The following is a 15,982-nucleotide window of genomic DNA, read 5'->3' as shown; positions in this document are numbered from 1 at the left end:
GCTCCTACTGCTCTTCTTGCTGGATCTGGCCGTCGACCGGCGCGTTCGCGGACGGGGTGACCGTCACCGTCACGGTCGGTGTGGGGGTCGGCTTGGGCTTGGCGGGGAGCACCGTGTCGCGCGGGTCCTTCTTCGGGGCCTGGACGACGACACCGACGACGTCGAGCTTGCTGAAGCTGACGTACGGCGTGACGTAGAGGGTGCGGGTCAGATCGCCGCCGGAGGGGTCGACGCGGGAGACCACGCCGACCGGCACACCGGGCACGAAGGGCTTGTCGGCCTGGGAGCCGAAGGTGACCAGGCGGTCGCCCTTGTTGATCTCGGCCTTGCCGTTGAGGAGTTCGACGCGCAGCGGGCGGTCGCCCTGCCCGGAGGCGAAGCCGAGTTCGTCGCTGGCCTCCATGCGGGTGCCGACGGTGAAGTCGGGGTCGTTGGCGAGCAGCACGGTGGCGGTGTTGGGGCCGACGGTCGTCACGCGCCCGACCAGTCCGTCCCCGTTGAGGACGGTCATGTCGCGTTTGATGCCGTCGTCGGCGCCGACGTCGATGGTGATGGTCCAGGAGAAGCCCTGGGCCGCTCCTATCGCGATGACCTCGGCGCCCTTGATGCCGTACTGGCCCGCGCCCGCGATCTTGAGCATCTTGTCGAGCTGGGCCAGGCGGCTGCGGCTGCGGTCGTCGCTGCCGAGTCTCGCCTTGAGGGCCGCGTTCTCCTCCTCCAACTGGGCGAGCCGGTCGTGCCGTTCCCCGGAGTCACGGATGGCGGATACCGCGTTGCCGACCGGATTGACCGCGGTCGACACACCGTCCTCGATCGGGCCGAAGACCGTGGCCGCGGCCTGGCGGGCACCGTCGACCGGTGAGTCCTCCCCGCCGCGGATATCCACCGTGATCAGCGCGAACGCGACGGCGACCAGCAGCACCAGGAGCAGCCGGCTCTCTCGTGTGTCCCTCACGTGCGGCGGCCGTGCCCTTCCTCATAGGAATTCGTGTGCAGTGTTCAGGTGTGGTGGTTTTTATGGGCGAGCTTATGCCTCTAGATCAACGATCCGCCGCACGAGAGGAGATCGTCTCGTACGGCGGAATCGAGGAGTGATGTCATCGGCGCGGCTGGGCGTCGAGCACCTGCTGCAACGCCTCGAACTCCTCGACGCACTTGCCGGAGCCGAGCGCCACGCTGTCCAGCGGGTCCTCGGCGATGTGGATCGGCATGCCCGTCTCGCGGCGCAGCCGCTCGTCCAGGCCGCGCAGCAGCGCTCCGCCGCCGGTCAGAACGATTCCTCGGTCCATGATGTCGCCGGAGAGTTCCGGCGGGCACTTGTCGAGGGTCGTCTTGACGGCGTCGACGATGGCGTTGACAGGCTCCTCGATCGCCTTGCGGACTTCGGCGGCCGAGATGACGACGGTCTTGGGCAGCCCGGAGACAAGATCCCGGCCGCGGATTTCGGTGTGCTCGTCAGCGTCGAGGTCGTACGCCGAGCCGATCGTGATCTTGATCTGTTCGGCTGTCCGCTCACCCAGCAGAAGGGAGTACTCCTTCTTGATGTGCTGGATGATCGCGTTGTCCAGTTCGTCGCCCGCGACGCGGATGGACTGGGCGGTGACGATGCCGCCGAGGGAGATGACCGCGACCTCCGTGGTGCCGCCGCCGATGTCCACCACCATGTTGCCCGTGGCCTCGTGGACCGGCAGGCCGGAGCCGATGGCCGCGGCCATGGGCTCCTCGATGATGTGCACCTGACGGGCGCCGGCCTGGGACGACGCCTCGATGACGGCACGGCGCTCGACGCCCGTGATGCCGGAGGGCACACAGACGACGACCCGCGGACGAGCCAGATACCGCCGCTTGTGGATCTTCAGGATGAAGTAGCGGAGCATCCGCTCGGTGATCTCGAAGTCGGCGATCACGCCGTCCTTCAGCGGACGTACGGCAACGATGTTGCCGGGCGTGCGCCCGATCATCTTCTTGGCTTCGGCGCCGACCGCGAGGATGCCACCGGTGTTGGTGTTGATCGCGACGACGGACGGCTCGTTGAGTACGATCCCGCGACCCCTGACGTACACCAGCGTGTTGGCGGTCCCGAGGTCGACAGCCATGTCACGGCCGATGAACGACATTGAGTTCCCCATCAGGATTCGACTGGCCTTCCCGCGAGCTTTTTGAGGGCTTTTCAGGTAGGCGAAGTGGGTGCGGTGACGTGAAGGCTTCCATCGTAGACGCGCCTGCACGAACACCACGCGAGGGTCTTCGCCATTGTCAGCAGATGAAGTGTGCGTCCGCTTCTGGAGACGGGCGTTCGGGGAGGCTCGTTCCCCCGATCGCCACGCATATGCCGGAAATCCCGGGGCGAGGGGACGACACCCCGGACTTTCACTCTGTCGGCGCCCGCGGCGGCGGCGCTAGGCGCGGCCGGGGAAGAAGATCTTCACCTCGCGCTCGGCGGACTCCTCGGAGTCGGAGGCGTGGATCAGGTTCTCGCGGACGATCACGCCGTAGTCGCCGCGGATGGAGCCGGGAGCGGCGGCGATCGGGTCGGTCGGACCGGCCAGCGCCCGCACCCCCTCGATGACCCGGTCACCTTCGACGATCAGTGCCACGACGGGGCCGGAGGCCATGAACTCGACCAGCGGCTCGTAGAAGACCTTGCCCTTGTGCTCGCCGTAGTGCGACTCCAGGGTCTCCTCGTCCAGGGTCCGCAGCTCCAGCGCGGTGATCTGCCAGCCGGCCTTGCGCTCGATACGGCTGATGATCTCGCCGGTCAGGCCACGACGAACGGCGTCGGGCTTGAGGAGGACGAGGGTGCGCTGGCTCACGACGGGGCTCCTTCGGATCAAGGATGGTGCGGGATGCTGAGATTACAGGGCGTGTCCGGCCTTCTGTTACGCAGCGTCAGGTGTAAGGGAGGGCCACGCGGGTGTCACGCGGGGTTCGGCGTCGAGCTGTCGGCCTGCGCGGCGAATCTCGCCTTCGCCTCGTCGATCTTTCGTCCGTAGTGCACCGACGCCCACCACAGCGCCGCGAAGCACGCCCCCAGGAAGAACATCGTCGGGACGACGAAACCGGAGGCGATGAGGGCGATCTGGAGGGCCCAGCCGAGGGCGACGCCGCCGGGGCGGGTCACCATGCCGCACAGCGCCAGGCACAGGAACATGGCGATGCCGCTGACCGTCCACACCGTGGCCATGGACAGGTCGTCGTCCTTCATCGCGACCAGCCCGGCGAAGCCGATGATGAAGACCTCGCCGATCAGGGTCGATGCACAGAGCGTACGCATGCGGAGTCTCAGCCCTTCCCCAGCAGCAGCCGGGCCTCGCCGACGGTGATGACGGAGCCGGTGACGAGCACACCGCCGCCCGCGAACTCGCCCTCCTCCTCGGCGAGCATGATCGCCTCCTCCAGGGCGTCGGGCAGCCGCGGCTCGACCTGCACGCGTTCCTCGCCGAACACCTCGACGGCGATCGCGGCCAGTTCGTCGGCGTCCATCGCGCGGTGGCTGGAATTCTGCGTGACGACGATCTCCGCGAAGATCGGCTCGAAGGCTTCGAGGAGCCCGCGCACGTTCTTGTCCCCGCTCGCGCCGACGATCCCGATCAGCCGGCTGAAGTCGAAGGCCTCCCCGATCGCCTCGGCGGTGGCACGGGCGCCCGCCGGATTGTGGGCCGCGTCCAGGACGACGGTCGGGGATCGCCGTACGACCTCCATCCGCCCCGGCGAGGAGACGGCCGCGAAGGCCTTGCGGACCGTGTCGACGTCGAGCGGCTCGGGCCGCTGGGACCCGACGCCGAAGAAGGCCTCGACGGCGGCGAGCGCGACGGCGGCGTTGTGGGCCTGGTAGGGGCCGTGCAGCGGCAGATACACCTCGGTGTACTCGCCGCCGAGCCCGCGCAGGGTCAGCAACTGCCCGCCGACGGCGACCTGCCGCGCCACGACCCCGAACTCCAGCCCCTCCCGGGCGACGGTCGCGTCCACCTCCACGGCCTTCTTCAGCAGCACCTGCGCCGCGTCAACCGGCTGCTGGGCCAGGATCACGGTGGCGTCCTGCTTGACGATGCCGGCCTTCTCGCCGGCGATCGCGGCGGTCGTCTCGCCGAGCCGGTCGGTGTGGTCGAGGTCTATGGGGGTGACGACGGCGACGTCCCCGTCGATGACATTGGTGGCGTCCCAGGAGCCGCCCATGCCCACTTCCACGACGGCGACATCGACGGGCGCGTCGGCAAAGGCGGCGTACGCCATGCCGGTCAGCACCTCGAAGAAGGACAGCCGGTACTCCTGTTGGTCGTCCACCATCTCGACGTACGGCTTGATGTCCTGGTACGTCTCGATGAACCGCTCGGCGGAGATCGGCGCGCCGTCGAGGCTGATCCGCTCGGTGATCGACTGCACGTGCGGGGACGTGTACCGCCCGGTGCGCAGCTCGAAGGCGCCCAGCAGGGCCTCGATCATGCGGGCGGTGGAGGTCTTGCCGTTGGTCCCGGTGATGTGGATCGAGGGGTACGACCGCTGCGGCTCGCCCAGCACGTCCATCAGCGCGGCGATCCGGCTGACGGAGGGCTCCAGCTTGGTCTCGCCCCAGCGCGTGGCGAGTTCCGCCTCGACCTCGCGCAGGGCCTTGTCGACCTCGGGGTCCTTCGGGCGCCCGGGGACGTCGGCCTCCGGCGGACCGCCCTGCGTGCGCAGGGTACGGCTGCCGGCCTCGATCACCGCGAGATCCGGGTCCCGGTCGGTCTCGGCCGCGATGATCTCCTCGAAGGGGTCGATCGGCTCGGGCTGCTCGCTGCTGTCGTGCGGGGGCTGCTCACTCACGGGGCCAGTCTACGGAGCCCCCGGGGGGTGGGTGCGGGCGGCGGGGGTGGCTGTCCCTGGGGGCTCCGCCCTATGCCCACCCACCACCCGCCTCGGTCGGCCAAGACGTGACCGACGTACAACCGCCTACGCCTCCGGCAACCGCTCCAGCTGCGCCGCGATCCGCGTGATGTCCTCGTCCGCCTTGGCCAGCCGCGTCCGGATCTTCCCCACCACGTGATCCGGCGCCTTCGCCAGGAACGCCTCGTTGCCGAGCTTGGCCTCCGCCTGCTGCCGCTCCTTCTGGGCCGCCGCGAGGTCCTTCGCGAGCCGCTTGCGCTCCGCCGCCACGTCGATCACCCCGGACAGGTCCAGTGCGACCTCGACGCCCCCGACCGGCAGGGTCGCCGTAGCCGTGAAGGAGTCACCCTCCGGCTGGAGGCGCAGCAGTTGGCGGACGGCGGGCTCGTGCGGCGCCAGCGCCGTGCCGTCGAGCGACAGCCTGGCCGGAACCCGCTGGCCGGGCTGGAGACCCTGGTCGGCGCGGAAGCGGCGGACCTCGGTGATCACCGACTGGAGCGTCTCGATCTCCTTCTCGGCGCCCGCGTCCCGGAAGCCGCTGTCCGAGGGCCACTCGGCGATGACGAGGGACTCGCCACCGGTCAGCGTGGTCCACAGCGTCTCCGTGACGAACGGGACGACCGGGTGCAGCAACCGCAGCGTGACGTCGAGGACCTCACCGAGGACGCGCTTGGAGACCTCGGCCGGCTCCCCGCCCGCCTGGAAGGTGGTCTTGGACAGCTCGACGTACCAGTCGAAGACCTCGTCCCACGCGAAGTGGAACAGGGCGTCGGAGAGCTTCGCGAACTGGTAGTCCTCGTAGAGGGCGTCGACCTCGGCGACCACGGAGTTGAGCCGGGACAGGATCCACCGGTCGGTCGCCGACATCGCCGACGGCTGAGGCAGCGGGCCGTCCACCGTCGCGCCGTTCATCAGCGCGAAGCGGGTGGCGTTCCAGATCTTGTTGGCGAAGTTGCGCGAACCCTGGACCCAGTCCTCGCCGATCGGGACGTCGACACCGGGGTTGGCGCCCCGGGCGAGGGTGAACCGGAGGGCGTCGCTGCCGTACTTGTCCATCCAGTCCAGCGGGTTGACGCTGTTCCCGAAGGACTTCGACATCTTCTTGCCGTTCTGGTCACGGACCATGCCGTGCAGGGCGATGGTGTGGAACGGCGGGGTGCCGTCCATCGCGTACAGGCCGAACATCATCATCCGGGCGACCCAGAAGAAGAGGATGTCGTAGCCGGTGACCAGGACGGAGTTCGGGTAGAACTTCGCGAGCGATTCGGTCTGTTCGGGCCAGCCGAGGGTCGAGAAGGGCCACAGGCCGGAGGAGAACCAGGTGTCGAGGACGTCGGTGTCCTGACGCCAGCCCTCGCCGGTCGGGGCCTCTTCGTCGGGACCGACACAGACGACTTCGCCGTTCGGCCCGTACCAGACCGGGATCCGGTGTCCCCACCACAACTGGCGTGAAATACACCAGTCGTGAAGGTTGTCGACCCAGTCGAAGTACCGCTTCTCCATCTCCTGCGGATGGATCTTGACGCGCCCGTCCCGGACGGCGTCCCCGGCGGCCTTCGCGAGCGGGCCGACCTTGACCCACCACTGCATGGACAGGCGGGGCTCGATGGTGGTCTTGCAGCGCGAGCAGTGCCCCACGCTGTGGACGTACGGCCGCTTCTCGGCGACGATCCGGCCCTCGGCACGCAGCGCGGCGACGATGGCCGAGCGGGCCTCCAGCCGGTCCTGGCCCTGGAAGGGGCCGTGGGCGGTGATGACCGCGTGCTCGTCCATGATCGTGATGGCCGGCAGGTCGTGGCGCTGGCCGATCTCGAAGTCGTTCGGGTCGTGGGCCGGGGTGACCTTGACGGCACCCGTGCCGAACTCGGGGTCGACGTGCTCGTCGGCGACGACCGGGATGGAACGGTCGGTCAGCGGCAGCCTGATGAGCTTGCCGACCAGGTGCTTGTACCGCTCGTCGTCGGGGTGAACGGCGACCGCCGTGTCACCGAGCATGGTCTCGGCACGGGTGGTGGCGACGACGATGGTCTCGTCCCCGTCGCCGTACTTCATGGAGACCAGTTCGCCGTCGTCGTCCTGGTACTCGACCTCGATGTCGGAGATCGCCGTCAGACAGCGCGGACACCAGTTGATGATGCGCTCGGCGCGGTAGATCAGCTCTTCGTCGTAGAGCCGCTTGAAGATGGTCTGGACGGCCTGGGAGAGCCCTTCGTCCATCGTGAAGCGCTCGCGGGTCCAGGCGACGCCGTCGCCGAGGCGGCGCATCTGACCGCTGATCTGCCCGCCGGACTCGGCCTTCCACTGCCAGACCCGCTCGACGAAGGCCTCCCGGCCCAGGTCGTGCCGGGACTTGCCCTCCTTGCCCAGCTCCCGCTCGACGACGTTCTGCGTGGCGATGCCGGCGTGGTCCATGCCCGGCTGCCACAGCGTCTCGTAGCCCTGCATGCGCTTGCGGCGGGTGAGGGCGTCGATGAGGGTGTGCTCGAAGGCGTGCCCGAGGTGCAGGCTGCCCGTGACGTTCGGCGGCGGGATGACGATGGTGTACGGCGGCTTGTCGCTCTTCGCGTCGGCCTCGAAGTAACCCCGCTCCACCCAGCGCTCGTACAGCGGCCCCTCTACATCGGCCGGCGCGTACTGGGTCGGCAGTTCGGAGTCGGGCGCTGGTGGCTGCTGCTGAGCGTTCTCGGTCACGGGCCCAGTTTAGGGGTGTCACGAGGCAGTCCCTAAACGCGTTTCTTGTGTAACGGTGCGGCCCCGATGCCGTACGTGCGCTGGGTCTGCGCCAGGATGTCTGAAACACATAAGCATCTGGAGGGGAACCCAGAATGAGTTACAACCAGCCGGGCCCGTACGGCGGCCAGCCCCAGCAGCCTGGACCGTACGGTCAGCCGGGTCCCTACGGCCAGCCGCCGCAGGCCCCGCCCGCTCAGCCCGGCTACGGCTACCCGCAGCAGCCCCCTCCGGCCCAGCCCGGCTACGGCTACCCGCAACAGTCCCCGCAGGGCGCCCCGCCCCAGGCCCCGTACGGCCAGCAACCCCCTTACGGCCAGCAGCAGCCGCCGTACGGTCAGCAGCCGCCCTATGGCCAGGCCCCGTACGGAGTGCCGCAGCCGCCGGCTCCGGGAGGCGGCAAGAAGAAGACGGGCATCATCATCGGTGCCGTCGCCGTCGTGGCCGCCATAGGCGTGGGCGCGTACTTCGTCATCGGCGGGGGCGGTGGCGGCCTGGAGGACGACGGCGCGCACACGCTGAAGACGCCGGCGAAGGTGCTCGGCGAGTACAACCGCGCCTCCAAGGACGGCGCGAGCGCCGGTGACGACTCGGCAGCCGAGCTGGAGAAGAGCGGCGTCAAGAACGGCAAGAGTGTGATCGGCCTGTACACGACCGTGGACCTGTCGGACTACGACCCCAGCGACCCGAGCACCGCGCCCGACCCGGCCGAGACAGCGACCGCCAAGAGCATCACGTTGGCGGGGATCTACGGTGAGGTCGCGGACCCCGAGACGGCCCTGGACACGTTCTTCACCAATTTCAAGAAGACGACGACCGACCAGGACTCTTCCGACAGCGGCAGCAAAGTCGAACTGCTCGGCGAACCCGAGTCGGTCGACCTCGACGGCGCTCTCATGAAGTGCCAGGCGGCCAAGGGCACGGACCCGAAGACCAAGCAGGAGAAGACCGACTGGTTCTGCGCGTGGGCCGACTACAGCACCCTGGCGATGGTGTCGCCGGGTGACCCCGCCAAGGGCATCACCAAGGACGTGGCCGTGGACATCACCACCAAGCTCCGCAAGGAGATCCGCGTCGGGGCGTGACGCCCGGACCTCCAACGGCCGCCTTTAACGGCCGGCTTCAACGGCCGCCTTTAACGGCCGACTTCAACGGCGAAGGGGCCCAGGTCGGTTGACCTGGGCCCCTTCGCCGTACGCGTACCGCCTAGGCGGTCTTCTGCTCGCCCGGCCCGCGCCCCCGCGAATCCCGCGGGATCAGGGTCGGGTTGACGTTCGAGAGGACCACGTCGGCCGTGATGACCACGCGGGCCACGTCCTTGCGGGACGGGACCTCGTACATGACTCCCTGGAGGACTTCCTCCATGATGGCGCGCAGGCCGCGGGCGCCGGTCTGGCGGAGGATCGCCTGGTCGGCGATCGCTTCCAGGGCCGGGCGCTCGAAGTCCAGCTCCACGCCGTCGAGTTCGAAGAGGCGCTCGTACTGCTTCACGAGCGCGTTGCGCGGTTCCACCAGGATCTGGAGCAGGGCCTCGCGGTCGAGGTTGTGGACCGAGGTGATGACCGGGAGACGGCCGATGAACTCGGGGATCATGCCGAACTTGACCAGGTCCTCCGGCATGACGTCCTCGAACTGGTCCTTGGCCTCCAACTCCCGCTTCGAGCGGATCGTCGCGCCGAAGCCGATGCCCTTCGCGCCGGCCCGGGACTCGATGAGCTTCTCCAGGCCCGCGAAGGCACCTCCCACGATGAACAGCACGTTCGTCGTGTCGATCTGGATGAACTCCTGGTGGGGGTGCTTCCGCCCGCCCTGCGGGGGCACGGAGGCGGTCGTGCCCTCCAGGATCTTCAGCAGGGCCTGCTGGACGCCCTCGCCCGACACATCGCGCGTGATCGACGGGTTCTCGCTCTTGCGCGCGACCTTGTCGATCTCGTCGATGTAGATGATGCCTGTTTCGGCCTTCTTGACGTCGTAGTCCGCCGCCTGGATCAGCTTCAGCAGGATGTTCTCGACGTCCTCGCCGACATAACCGGCCTCGGTGAGCGCCGTCGCGTCGGCGATTGCGAACGGGACGTTCAGCATGCGGGCCAGCGTCTGCGCCAGCAGCGTCTTGCCGGAGCCCGTGGGGCCCAGCAGGAGGATGTTGGACTTCGCCAACTCGATGGCGTCGTCGCGGCCTTGGGCGCCGCCGTTCTCACCGGCCTGGACCCGCTTGTAGTGGTTGTACACCGCGACGGAGAGGGCCTTCTTGGCCGACTCCTGACCGACGACGTACCCCTCCAGGAACTCGTAGATCTCGCGAGGCTTGGGCAGTTCCTCCCAGCGGACCTCGCTCGTCTCGGCGAGCTCCTCCTCGATGATCTCGTTGCAGAGGTCGATGCACTCGTCGCAGATGTACACACCGGGCCCTGCGATGAGCTTCTTGACCTGCTTCTGGCTCTTGCCGCAGAACGAGCACTTGAGCAGATCGCCGCCGTCACCGATGCGTGCCACGGTGTGCTTCCCCTTCGCCTGGGAGACGCCTAGGTCCAGCGGCTCCTGGTGCTGCCTTATGTCCGACGGTACCTTGCCGAGCCCCTCGTTCGGGCCCCCCTTGGCACGGTTCACTTTCACGTGCAGTTTGTCGTGCACAGTGCCGAACCGTGCCAAGGAGCGGCAGACGATACAGCGTCCGCGTCAGCGGATGCCGGCGGTGTTCATCTTCCGGGTGGAGATGATCTGGTCGATCAGACCGTACGCCAGCGCGTCCTCGGCCGTGAGGATCTTGTCGCGCTCGATGTCCTCGCGGATCTTCTCGATCGCCGTGGAGGAGTGCTTGGCCAGCAGCTCTTCCAGCTGGGCACGCATCCGGAGGATCTCGTTCGCGGCGATTTCCAGGTCCGAGACCTGGCCGCGGCCGGTCTCGCTGTACGGCTGGTGGATCAGCACACGGGCGTTCGGCAGCGCCATGCGCTTGCCCGGGGTACCGGCGGCCAGCAGGATGGCGGCGGCCGAGGCGGCCTGGCCCATGCAGACCGTCTGGACGTCCGGCTTCACGAACTGCATTGTGTCGTAGATCGCCGTGAGCGCCGTGAACGAGCCGCCGGGGCTGTTGATGTAGACCGAGATGTCCCGGTCGGGGTCCATCGACTCCAGGCACAGCAGCTGCGCCATGACGTCGTTGGCGGAGGCGTCGTCGATCTGGACGCCGAGGAAGATCACGCGCTCCTCGAAGAGCTTCGCGTACGGGTCGTACTCGCGGATGCCCTGCGAGGTGCGTTCCACGAAGCGCGGGATCACGTACCGGGATTCGGCGATCGGGGAGGTGAGTTCGGCGCGCGCGCGGTCGTACAGGCCGCTGCCGGGGAAGTCGTTCACTTTCTGTCTCCTTGGGGCTGTGGCGGTCGGCTGAGGGCTGCGCGGGGGCTTCAGGCCCCGGTGCCGCCGCCGCCCGGCATACCGGCGGCCGTGGGCATGACGTCGTCGATGAGGCCGTACTCCTTGGCCTCGAGGGCGTCGAACCAGCGGTCGCGGTCCGAGTCGCGGGTGATCTGCTCGATGCTCTGGCCGGTGTGCTGGCTCGTGAGCTCGGCCATGCGCTTCTTGGTGTGCAGCAGCCGCTCGGCGTGGATCTTGATGTCCGAGGCCGAGCCGGCCAGGCCGGCGGACGGCTGGTGGATCAGGATCTCGGCGTTCGGGAGCGCGAAGCGCTTGCCCGGGGTGCCCGCGCTGAGCAGGAACTGGCCCATCGAGGCGGCGAGGCCCATGGCGATGGTCACCACGTCGTTCTTGATGTACTGCATGGTGTCGTAGATCGCCATGCCGGCGGTGATCGAGCCGCCGGGGCTGTTGATGTAGAGGTAGATGTCCTTGTCCGGCTCGGCGGCAAGGAGCAGCAGCTGTGCGGTGATCTTGTTGGCGATGTCGTCGTCGACCGCCTGGCCGAGGAAGATGATCCGCTCGCCGAGCAGCCGGTTGTAGACCTGGTCGCCGAGGCCACCACCGATTGAGGGGTCGCCGGCGGCGGAGGGCATCAGATTCGTCACGTATCCACCTGCTCGTCTTACGACGGCGCCCTGCCGTCTCATCTTGTTCTGCCGGGGGTGTGGGGGGCCGACCGGCGGTTTCGGCGACTCCCCTGCCCTTCGTACATGGACCCTAACGCGCGGGTTCCTTCGGAGAATCCCGGGAACTGTGCTGTTCGCTGTGAGCGCAGGTTCGCCGTAGTTCTGCGGCGGGCTGGCGGCTGCGGGTCCGATGTGGCTGGTCGCGCCCGCGCGGCGGAGCCGCATATTGATACAGCCCCGCGCCCCTCAGGGAACTGCCCTGCCGTACGACAAAGGGCCCCGGGACGTGTGCATCCCAGGGCCCGTCGTGCGTACGTTCTACAAGGCGCCGTGGGCTCAGGCCTCGGGCTTCTCCTCGGCCGGGGACTCCTCGGTGACCTCGGCGGCTACCTCGGTCGCGGCCTCGGTCTCCTCCTCGTCGTCCTCGAGATCGACGATCTCGCCGTTGGTGTCCTTGACCGTGGCCTTCTCGACCACGACGGCCAGGGCCTTGCCGCGGGCCACCTCGCCGACCAGGAGCGGCACCTGGCCGCCCTCGACGACCGCCTGGGCGAACTGGTCGGGCGACATGCCGGAGGAGGAAGCACGCCGCATGAGGTGCTCGGTGAGCTCCTCCTGGTTGACGTTGAGCTTCTCCAACTTGACCAGCTCGTCGAGCACGAACTGGGTCTTGATGCCCTTGACCGCGGCTTCCTTGGTCTCGGTCTCGAACTCTTCCTCGGTCTTGCCCTGGATCTCCAGGTACTGCGGAAGGTCGAGGCCCATCTGGCCGAGCTGGTGGTGCTCCAGGTTGTGCTTGCGGGTGTTGACCTCGTCCTCGAGCAGCTTCTCGGGGACGGGCACCTCGACCAGCTCCAGCAGCTTCTCCAGGACGCGCTCCTGGGCCTGCGTGGCCTGGTCGTACTGCTTCATGTTCTCCAGGCGCGTACGGCTGTCGGCCCGCAGCTCCTCGAGCGTGTCGAACTCGGAGGCGAGCTGCGCGAAGTCGTCGTCCAGCTCGGGCAGTTCGCGTGCGGCCACCTGGGTGACCTTGACGGTGACCTCGGCCTCCTGGCCGGCCGCCGAGCCGCCCTTGAGCTCGGAGGTGAAGGTGGCCTCGCCACCCGCCTCCAGGCCCTTCACGGCGTCGTCGATGCCTTCCAGCAGCTCGCCGGAGCCGATGGTGTAGGAGACGCCGTTCGCGACGCCGTCCTCCAGCACCTCTTCGCCGACCTTGGCCTCCAGGTCGAGGGTGACGACGTCGCCGTCCTCCGCGGCACGCTCGACCGGGGAGGTCGAGGCGAAGCGCTCACGCAGCTCGGTGACGGCCTTGTCGACGTCCTCCTCGCTGACCTCGACCGCGTCGACCTCGACCTCGATGCCGGAGTAGTCCGGGATCTCGATGGTCGGGCGGACGTCGACCTCGGCGGTGAAGTTCAGCGTCTCGCCGTCCTTCAGGTCGGTGATGTCGACCTCGGGCTGGCCCAGGACGTTGAGGTCGGCCTCGTTGACCGCATCGGTGTAGAACTTCGGAAGCGCGTCGTTGACGGCCTCCTCCAGCACGGCGCCACGGCCGAACCGCTGATCGATGACGCGGGCCGGGATCTTGCCCTTGCGGAAGCCCTTCACCGTGACCTGCTGGTTGATCTTCTTGTACGCCGCGTCGAGGCTGTCCTTGAGCTCCTCGAAGGGCACCTCAACAGTGAGCCGAACCCGAGTCGGGTTCAGGGTCTCCACGGCGCTCTTCACGGTTCGGTCTCCTTGTGGCTGACTTCTTGGTTTCTGCCGGAGCCAGACTGGCCCGGCGGATTCGCCGCCCGGAGGACTTCAGACGAGAGAGACACACGGGCGTGCAGCTTGCATAGTAACGGCAGCGGCGACACGTCCCAAAGGCGATCACGCGAGGTGACCGCGCGGGTGGCCGGTGAAGGCCGGTCGTTGGTCGTTCCCTGGCCGGTCGATGACCGGCAGGTCGTCGGGGTGGCGGGATTTGAACCCACGGCCTTCCGCTCCCAAAGCGGACGCGCTACCAAGCTGCGCCACACCCCGTCTGGTGCGACACGTAGGGTACATGCCCCCAGCCAGTGGGGCTGCCGTATTTCCCGAGCGCCGTCGCGGGCGGGAAGGGGTGTGCGGCGGGGGCACACGACCCGCTACGATGCTTTGCAGTGCTGCGGTCATCTGACCTGCGGCGCGCGCTGTGCGGGCGTAGCTCAATGGTAGAGCCCTAGTCTTCCAAACTAGCTACGCGGGTTCGATTCCCGTCGCCCGCTCCGACAAGGCCTCCGGCCCGGTCCTTCAAGGATCGGGCCGGAGGCCTTTGTGCTGCCCTTGGACGTAATGTCCGTGGACTTCCGTTCTGCGGAGGGCGGACCATGGGATCCGCGCCTAGAACTGGATCGAGTTGATGGTCTCCGCTATCGAGTCGAGGAAGCGCTGGATGTCGTCGGCCATGCCGGTCGAGGCGAGGAAGAAGCCGAAGAGCACAGCGACTATGGCGGGGCCGGCCTTGATCGAGCCTCCCCGGATCAACACCACCAAGATGATCGCCAACAGCAACACCACTGACAGCGAAATGGCCACAACTGATCACACCCTCGGTCGGTCCGCTCTCCCGGCCCGGGGATGCAACCCCGCGCACCCCCGCCAGAACCATCGTGCCACCAACCAGGCCCGCATATGCGGGACGTGACCCAACGTTGGCCAGGACCGTGCCGGTACGGGCGCGCGCCCGCGGGCACGGACCGCCCGCCGCCGGAGCCCCCGCACAGTAATTCGACAGGGCATCCGTACAGGGAATTCACCCAGATCACCCCCGTGCCCACGCTTTGCCCACACAACACGTTCGGAGCTAATTCGAATTTGTCGTCACATGGAACACCACCGGAGCCGTTCACTGGCCTTATGCACCATTTAGGCGGGATTAATACTGACAAGAGGGGCGTATGCGTGTACGCAATCGACATTCCCTCCATGTGTCGATCATCACGTGCGTGACTATGCCAACTTGTGGAAAACGTGGGCTTACGAAGCCATTAACCAGGAATGGCGTCGAGGGTTTTACGAAAACCCACGGTCGAGGCTAGGGTGCCTCAGATGTTCCACGCCGCCTCGCGACCGCACGGCCACAATCGAGCGCCGCTCCCCCCGGCACAGTCTTCGGACGGAGTGCCCGGTCCACGCTCGCCGCAGAAACAGCAGGACCAGAAGAACCAGAAGAACCAGCAGAGCAGATCGCCCGGGCAGGGCAAACAGCGCGACGCGTTCTTCGACAACGCCAAGTACCTGGCGATCGTGCTGGTCGCTGTGGGTCACTCCTGGGAACCGCTCAAGGACGACAGCCGGATCCTGGAGGCCGCGTACCAGGTCGTGTACGCGTTCCACATGCCGGCCTTCATCATCATCTCCGGGTTCTTCTCGCGCAGTTTCGACATGCGCGCCGACCGGCTGCAACGGCTGATCACCGGCGTCGCCGTGCCGTACATCCTCTTCGAGACGGCCTACCCGCTCTTCAAGCGCTTCGCCGACGACGCGCCGGACCAGGACATCAGCCTGCTGGACCCCTGGTACCTGACCTGGTTCCTGGTCGCGCTGTTCATCTGGCGGCTGACCACTCCCATCTGGAAGCTGGTGCGGTGGCCGCTGCCGCTCGCGCTCGCCATCGCCATGCTGGCCTCCGTCTCGTCCTCGATCGGCGACGACCTGGACCTCCAGCGGGTGCTTCAGTTCCTGCCGTTCTTCGTGCTCGGCCTGTGCATGAAGCCCGAGCACTTCCGGCTGGTGCGCCGCCGGTCGGTGCGGATCGTCGCGGTGCCCGTGTTCGCGGCCGCGCTGGCCTTCAGCTGGTGGTCGGTGCCGCGCATGAACACGGGGTGGTTCTACCACCGTGACTCCGCGCAGGAGCTGGGCGCGCCGTGGTGGACCGGACCGGTCATGGTGCTCGCGCTGTTCGGCTGCTCGCTGCTGCTGACCGCCTGCTTCTTCTCCTGGGTGCCGGGCCGGAACATGTGGTTCACGGCGCTCGGCGCGGGCACGCTGTACGGCTATCTGCTGCACGGTTTCCTGGTCAAGGGCGGCGACTACGCGGGCTGGTTCGACGCTGCCTGGCTGCACCGGCCGCTGGGCGAGATCTTCGTGAGCGTCCTCGCGGCCGCCGTGGTGACGCTGCTGTGCACCGCGCCGGTGCGCCGGGTCTTCCGGTTCGCGATGGAACCGAAGATGGCCTGGGCCTTCAAGCCGGATGCCGCCGAGTCGGCCCGCAGGCGCGAGCAGCACGAGAAGCGCGAGAAGAACGACGCGCGCGAGAAGGTCAGCGCCTGATCACCCTGGGCACTGGTCACCGGTCACACCGGTCGACAGCTCAA

At 67.8% G+C, this 15,982-nt stretch carries 13 protein-coding genes and 2 tRNA genes; 3 read left to right on the top strand and 12 right to left on the bottom strand.

Annotation, left to right across the window (positions count from 1 at the left end):
* Positions 1–4 precede the first annotated feature (4 nt).
* The 6 genes from mreC to AB0I77_RS01410 all read right to left on the bottom strand — a co-directional run bounded on the left by mreC (position 5) and on the right by AB0I77_RS01410 (position 7,554).
* Positions 5–955: a rod shape-determining protein MreC gene (gene mreC, locus AB0I77_RS01435; RefSeq protein ID WP_363280215.1), complete on the bottom strand. Its 951-nt coding sequence runs from the start codon at positions 953–955 to the stop codon at positions 5–7.
* Positions 956–1,097: 142 nt separating this feature from the next.
* Positions 1,098–2,117: a rod shape-determining protein gene (locus tag AB0I77_RS01430; protein ID WP_004931372.1), complete on the bottom strand. Its 1,020-nt coding sequence runs from the start codon at positions 2,115–2,117 to the stop codon at positions 1,098–1,100.
* Positions 2,118–2,399: 282 nt separating this feature from the next.
* Positions 2,400–2,813 carry a nucleoside-diphosphate kinase gene (gene ndk / locus AB0I77_RS01425; RefSeq protein WP_363280214.1) on the bottom strand — a complete coding sequence of 138 codons (414 nt, stop codon included), beginning with the start codon at positions 2,811–2,813 and terminating at the stop codon, positions 2,400–2,402.
* 104 nt (positions 2,814–2,917) lie between these two features.
* Positions 2,918–3,274, bottom strand: a complete 357-nt coding sequence (locus AB0I77_RS01420) for a DUF4233 domain-containing protein (protein ID WP_363280213.1) — start codon at positions 3,272–3,274, stop codon at positions 2,918–2,920.
* An 8-nt stretch (positions 3,275–3,282) separates the two neighbouring features.
* Positions 3,283–4,803 carry a folylpolyglutamate synthase/dihydrofolate synthase family protein gene (locus AB0I77_RS01415; RefSeq protein WP_363280212.1) on the bottom strand — a complete coding sequence of 507 codons (1,521 nt, stop codon included), beginning with the start codon at positions 4,801–4,803 and terminating at the stop codon, positions 3,283–3,285.
* Between the two features lie 126 nt (positions 4,804–4,929).
* Positions 4,930–7,554 (bottom strand): valine--tRNA ligase, encoded by a 2,625-nt coding sequence (locus tag AB0I77_RS01410; RefSeq protein ID WP_363280211.1) that lies wholly within the window; start codon positions 7,552–7,554, stop codon positions 4,930–4,932.
* Positions 7,555–7,688: 134 nt separating this feature from the next.
* Here AB0I77_RS01410 and AB0I77_RS01405 point away from each other — a divergent pair, with 134 nt between their 5' ends.
* On the top strand, positions 7,689–8,678 hold the full coding sequence (locus AB0I77_RS01405) for a hypothetical protein (RefSeq protein ID WP_363280210.1): 990 nt from the start codon (positions 7,689–7,691) through the stop codon (positions 8,676–8,678).
* A 121-nt stretch (positions 8,679–8,799) separates the two neighbouring features.
* Here the strand turns inward: AB0I77_RS01405 and clpX are convergent, their stop codons facing one another.
* The 5 genes from clpX to AB0I77_RS01380 all read right to left on the bottom strand — a co-directional run bounded on the left by clpX (position 8,800) and on the right by AB0I77_RS01380 (position 13,667).
* Positions 8,800–10,086 (bottom strand): ATP-dependent Clp protease ATP-binding subunit ClpX, encoded by a 1,287-nt coding sequence (clpX, locus tag AB0I77_RS01400; protein ID WP_363280547.1) that lies wholly within the window; start codon positions 10,084–10,086, stop codon positions 8,800–8,802.
* Between the two features lie 183 nt (positions 10,087–10,269).
* Positions 10,270–10,950, bottom strand: coding sequence for an ATP-dependent Clp protease proteolytic subunit (locus AB0I77_RS01395; RefSeq protein WP_363280209.1), 681 nt, complete (start codon positions 10,948–10,950; stop codon positions 10,270–10,272).
* Positions 10,951–11,000: 50 nt separating this feature from the next.
* A complete protein-coding gene (locus AB0I77_RS01390) occupies positions 11,001–11,606 on the bottom strand; it encodes an ATP-dependent Clp protease proteolytic subunit (RefSeq protein WP_363280546.1) in 606 nt (201 codons plus the stop codon).
* Between the two features lie 369 nt (positions 11,607–11,975).
* Positions 11,976–13,367 (bottom strand): trigger factor, encoded by a 1,392-nt coding sequence (tig, locus tag AB0I77_RS01385; RefSeq protein WP_363280208.1) that lies wholly within the window; start codon positions 13,365–13,367, stop codon positions 11,976–11,978.
* A gap of 226 nt (positions 13,368–13,593) precedes the next feature.
* A tRNA-Pro gene (locus tag AB0I77_RS01380) sits at positions 13,594–13,667 on the bottom strand.
* A 153-nt stretch (positions 13,668–13,820) separates the two neighbouring features.
* On the opposite strand from AB0I77_RS01380, the gene AB0I77_RS01375 reads away from it, so the two are divergent.
* Positions 13,821–13,891 (top strand) — tRNA-Gly (locus AB0I77_RS01375).
* A 115-nt stretch (positions 13,892–14,006) separates the two neighbouring features.
* Here AB0I77_RS01375 and AB0I77_RS01370 read toward each other — a convergent pair.
* Positions 14,007–14,201, bottom strand: a complete 195-nt coding sequence (locus tag AB0I77_RS01370) for a hypothetical protein (RefSeq protein WP_363280207.1) — start codon at positions 14,199–14,201, stop codon at positions 14,007–14,009.
* Between the two features lie 513 nt (positions 14,202–14,714).
* Here AB0I77_RS01370 and AB0I77_RS01365 point away from each other — a divergent pair.
* A complete protein-coding gene (locus tag AB0I77_RS01365) occupies positions 14,715–15,938 on the top strand; it encodes an acyltransferase family protein (protein ID WP_363280206.1) in 1,224 nt (407 codons plus the stop codon).
* The last annotated feature ends 44 nt before the right edge of the window (positions 15,939–15,982 follow it).

Source organism: Streptomyces sp. NPDC050619 (assembly GCF_040654815.1).
GTDB lineage: Bacteria > Actinomycetota > Actinomycetes > Streptomycetales > Streptomycetaceae > Streptomyces.
This window is presented reverse-complemented; position numbering and strand designations above follow the sequence as displayed.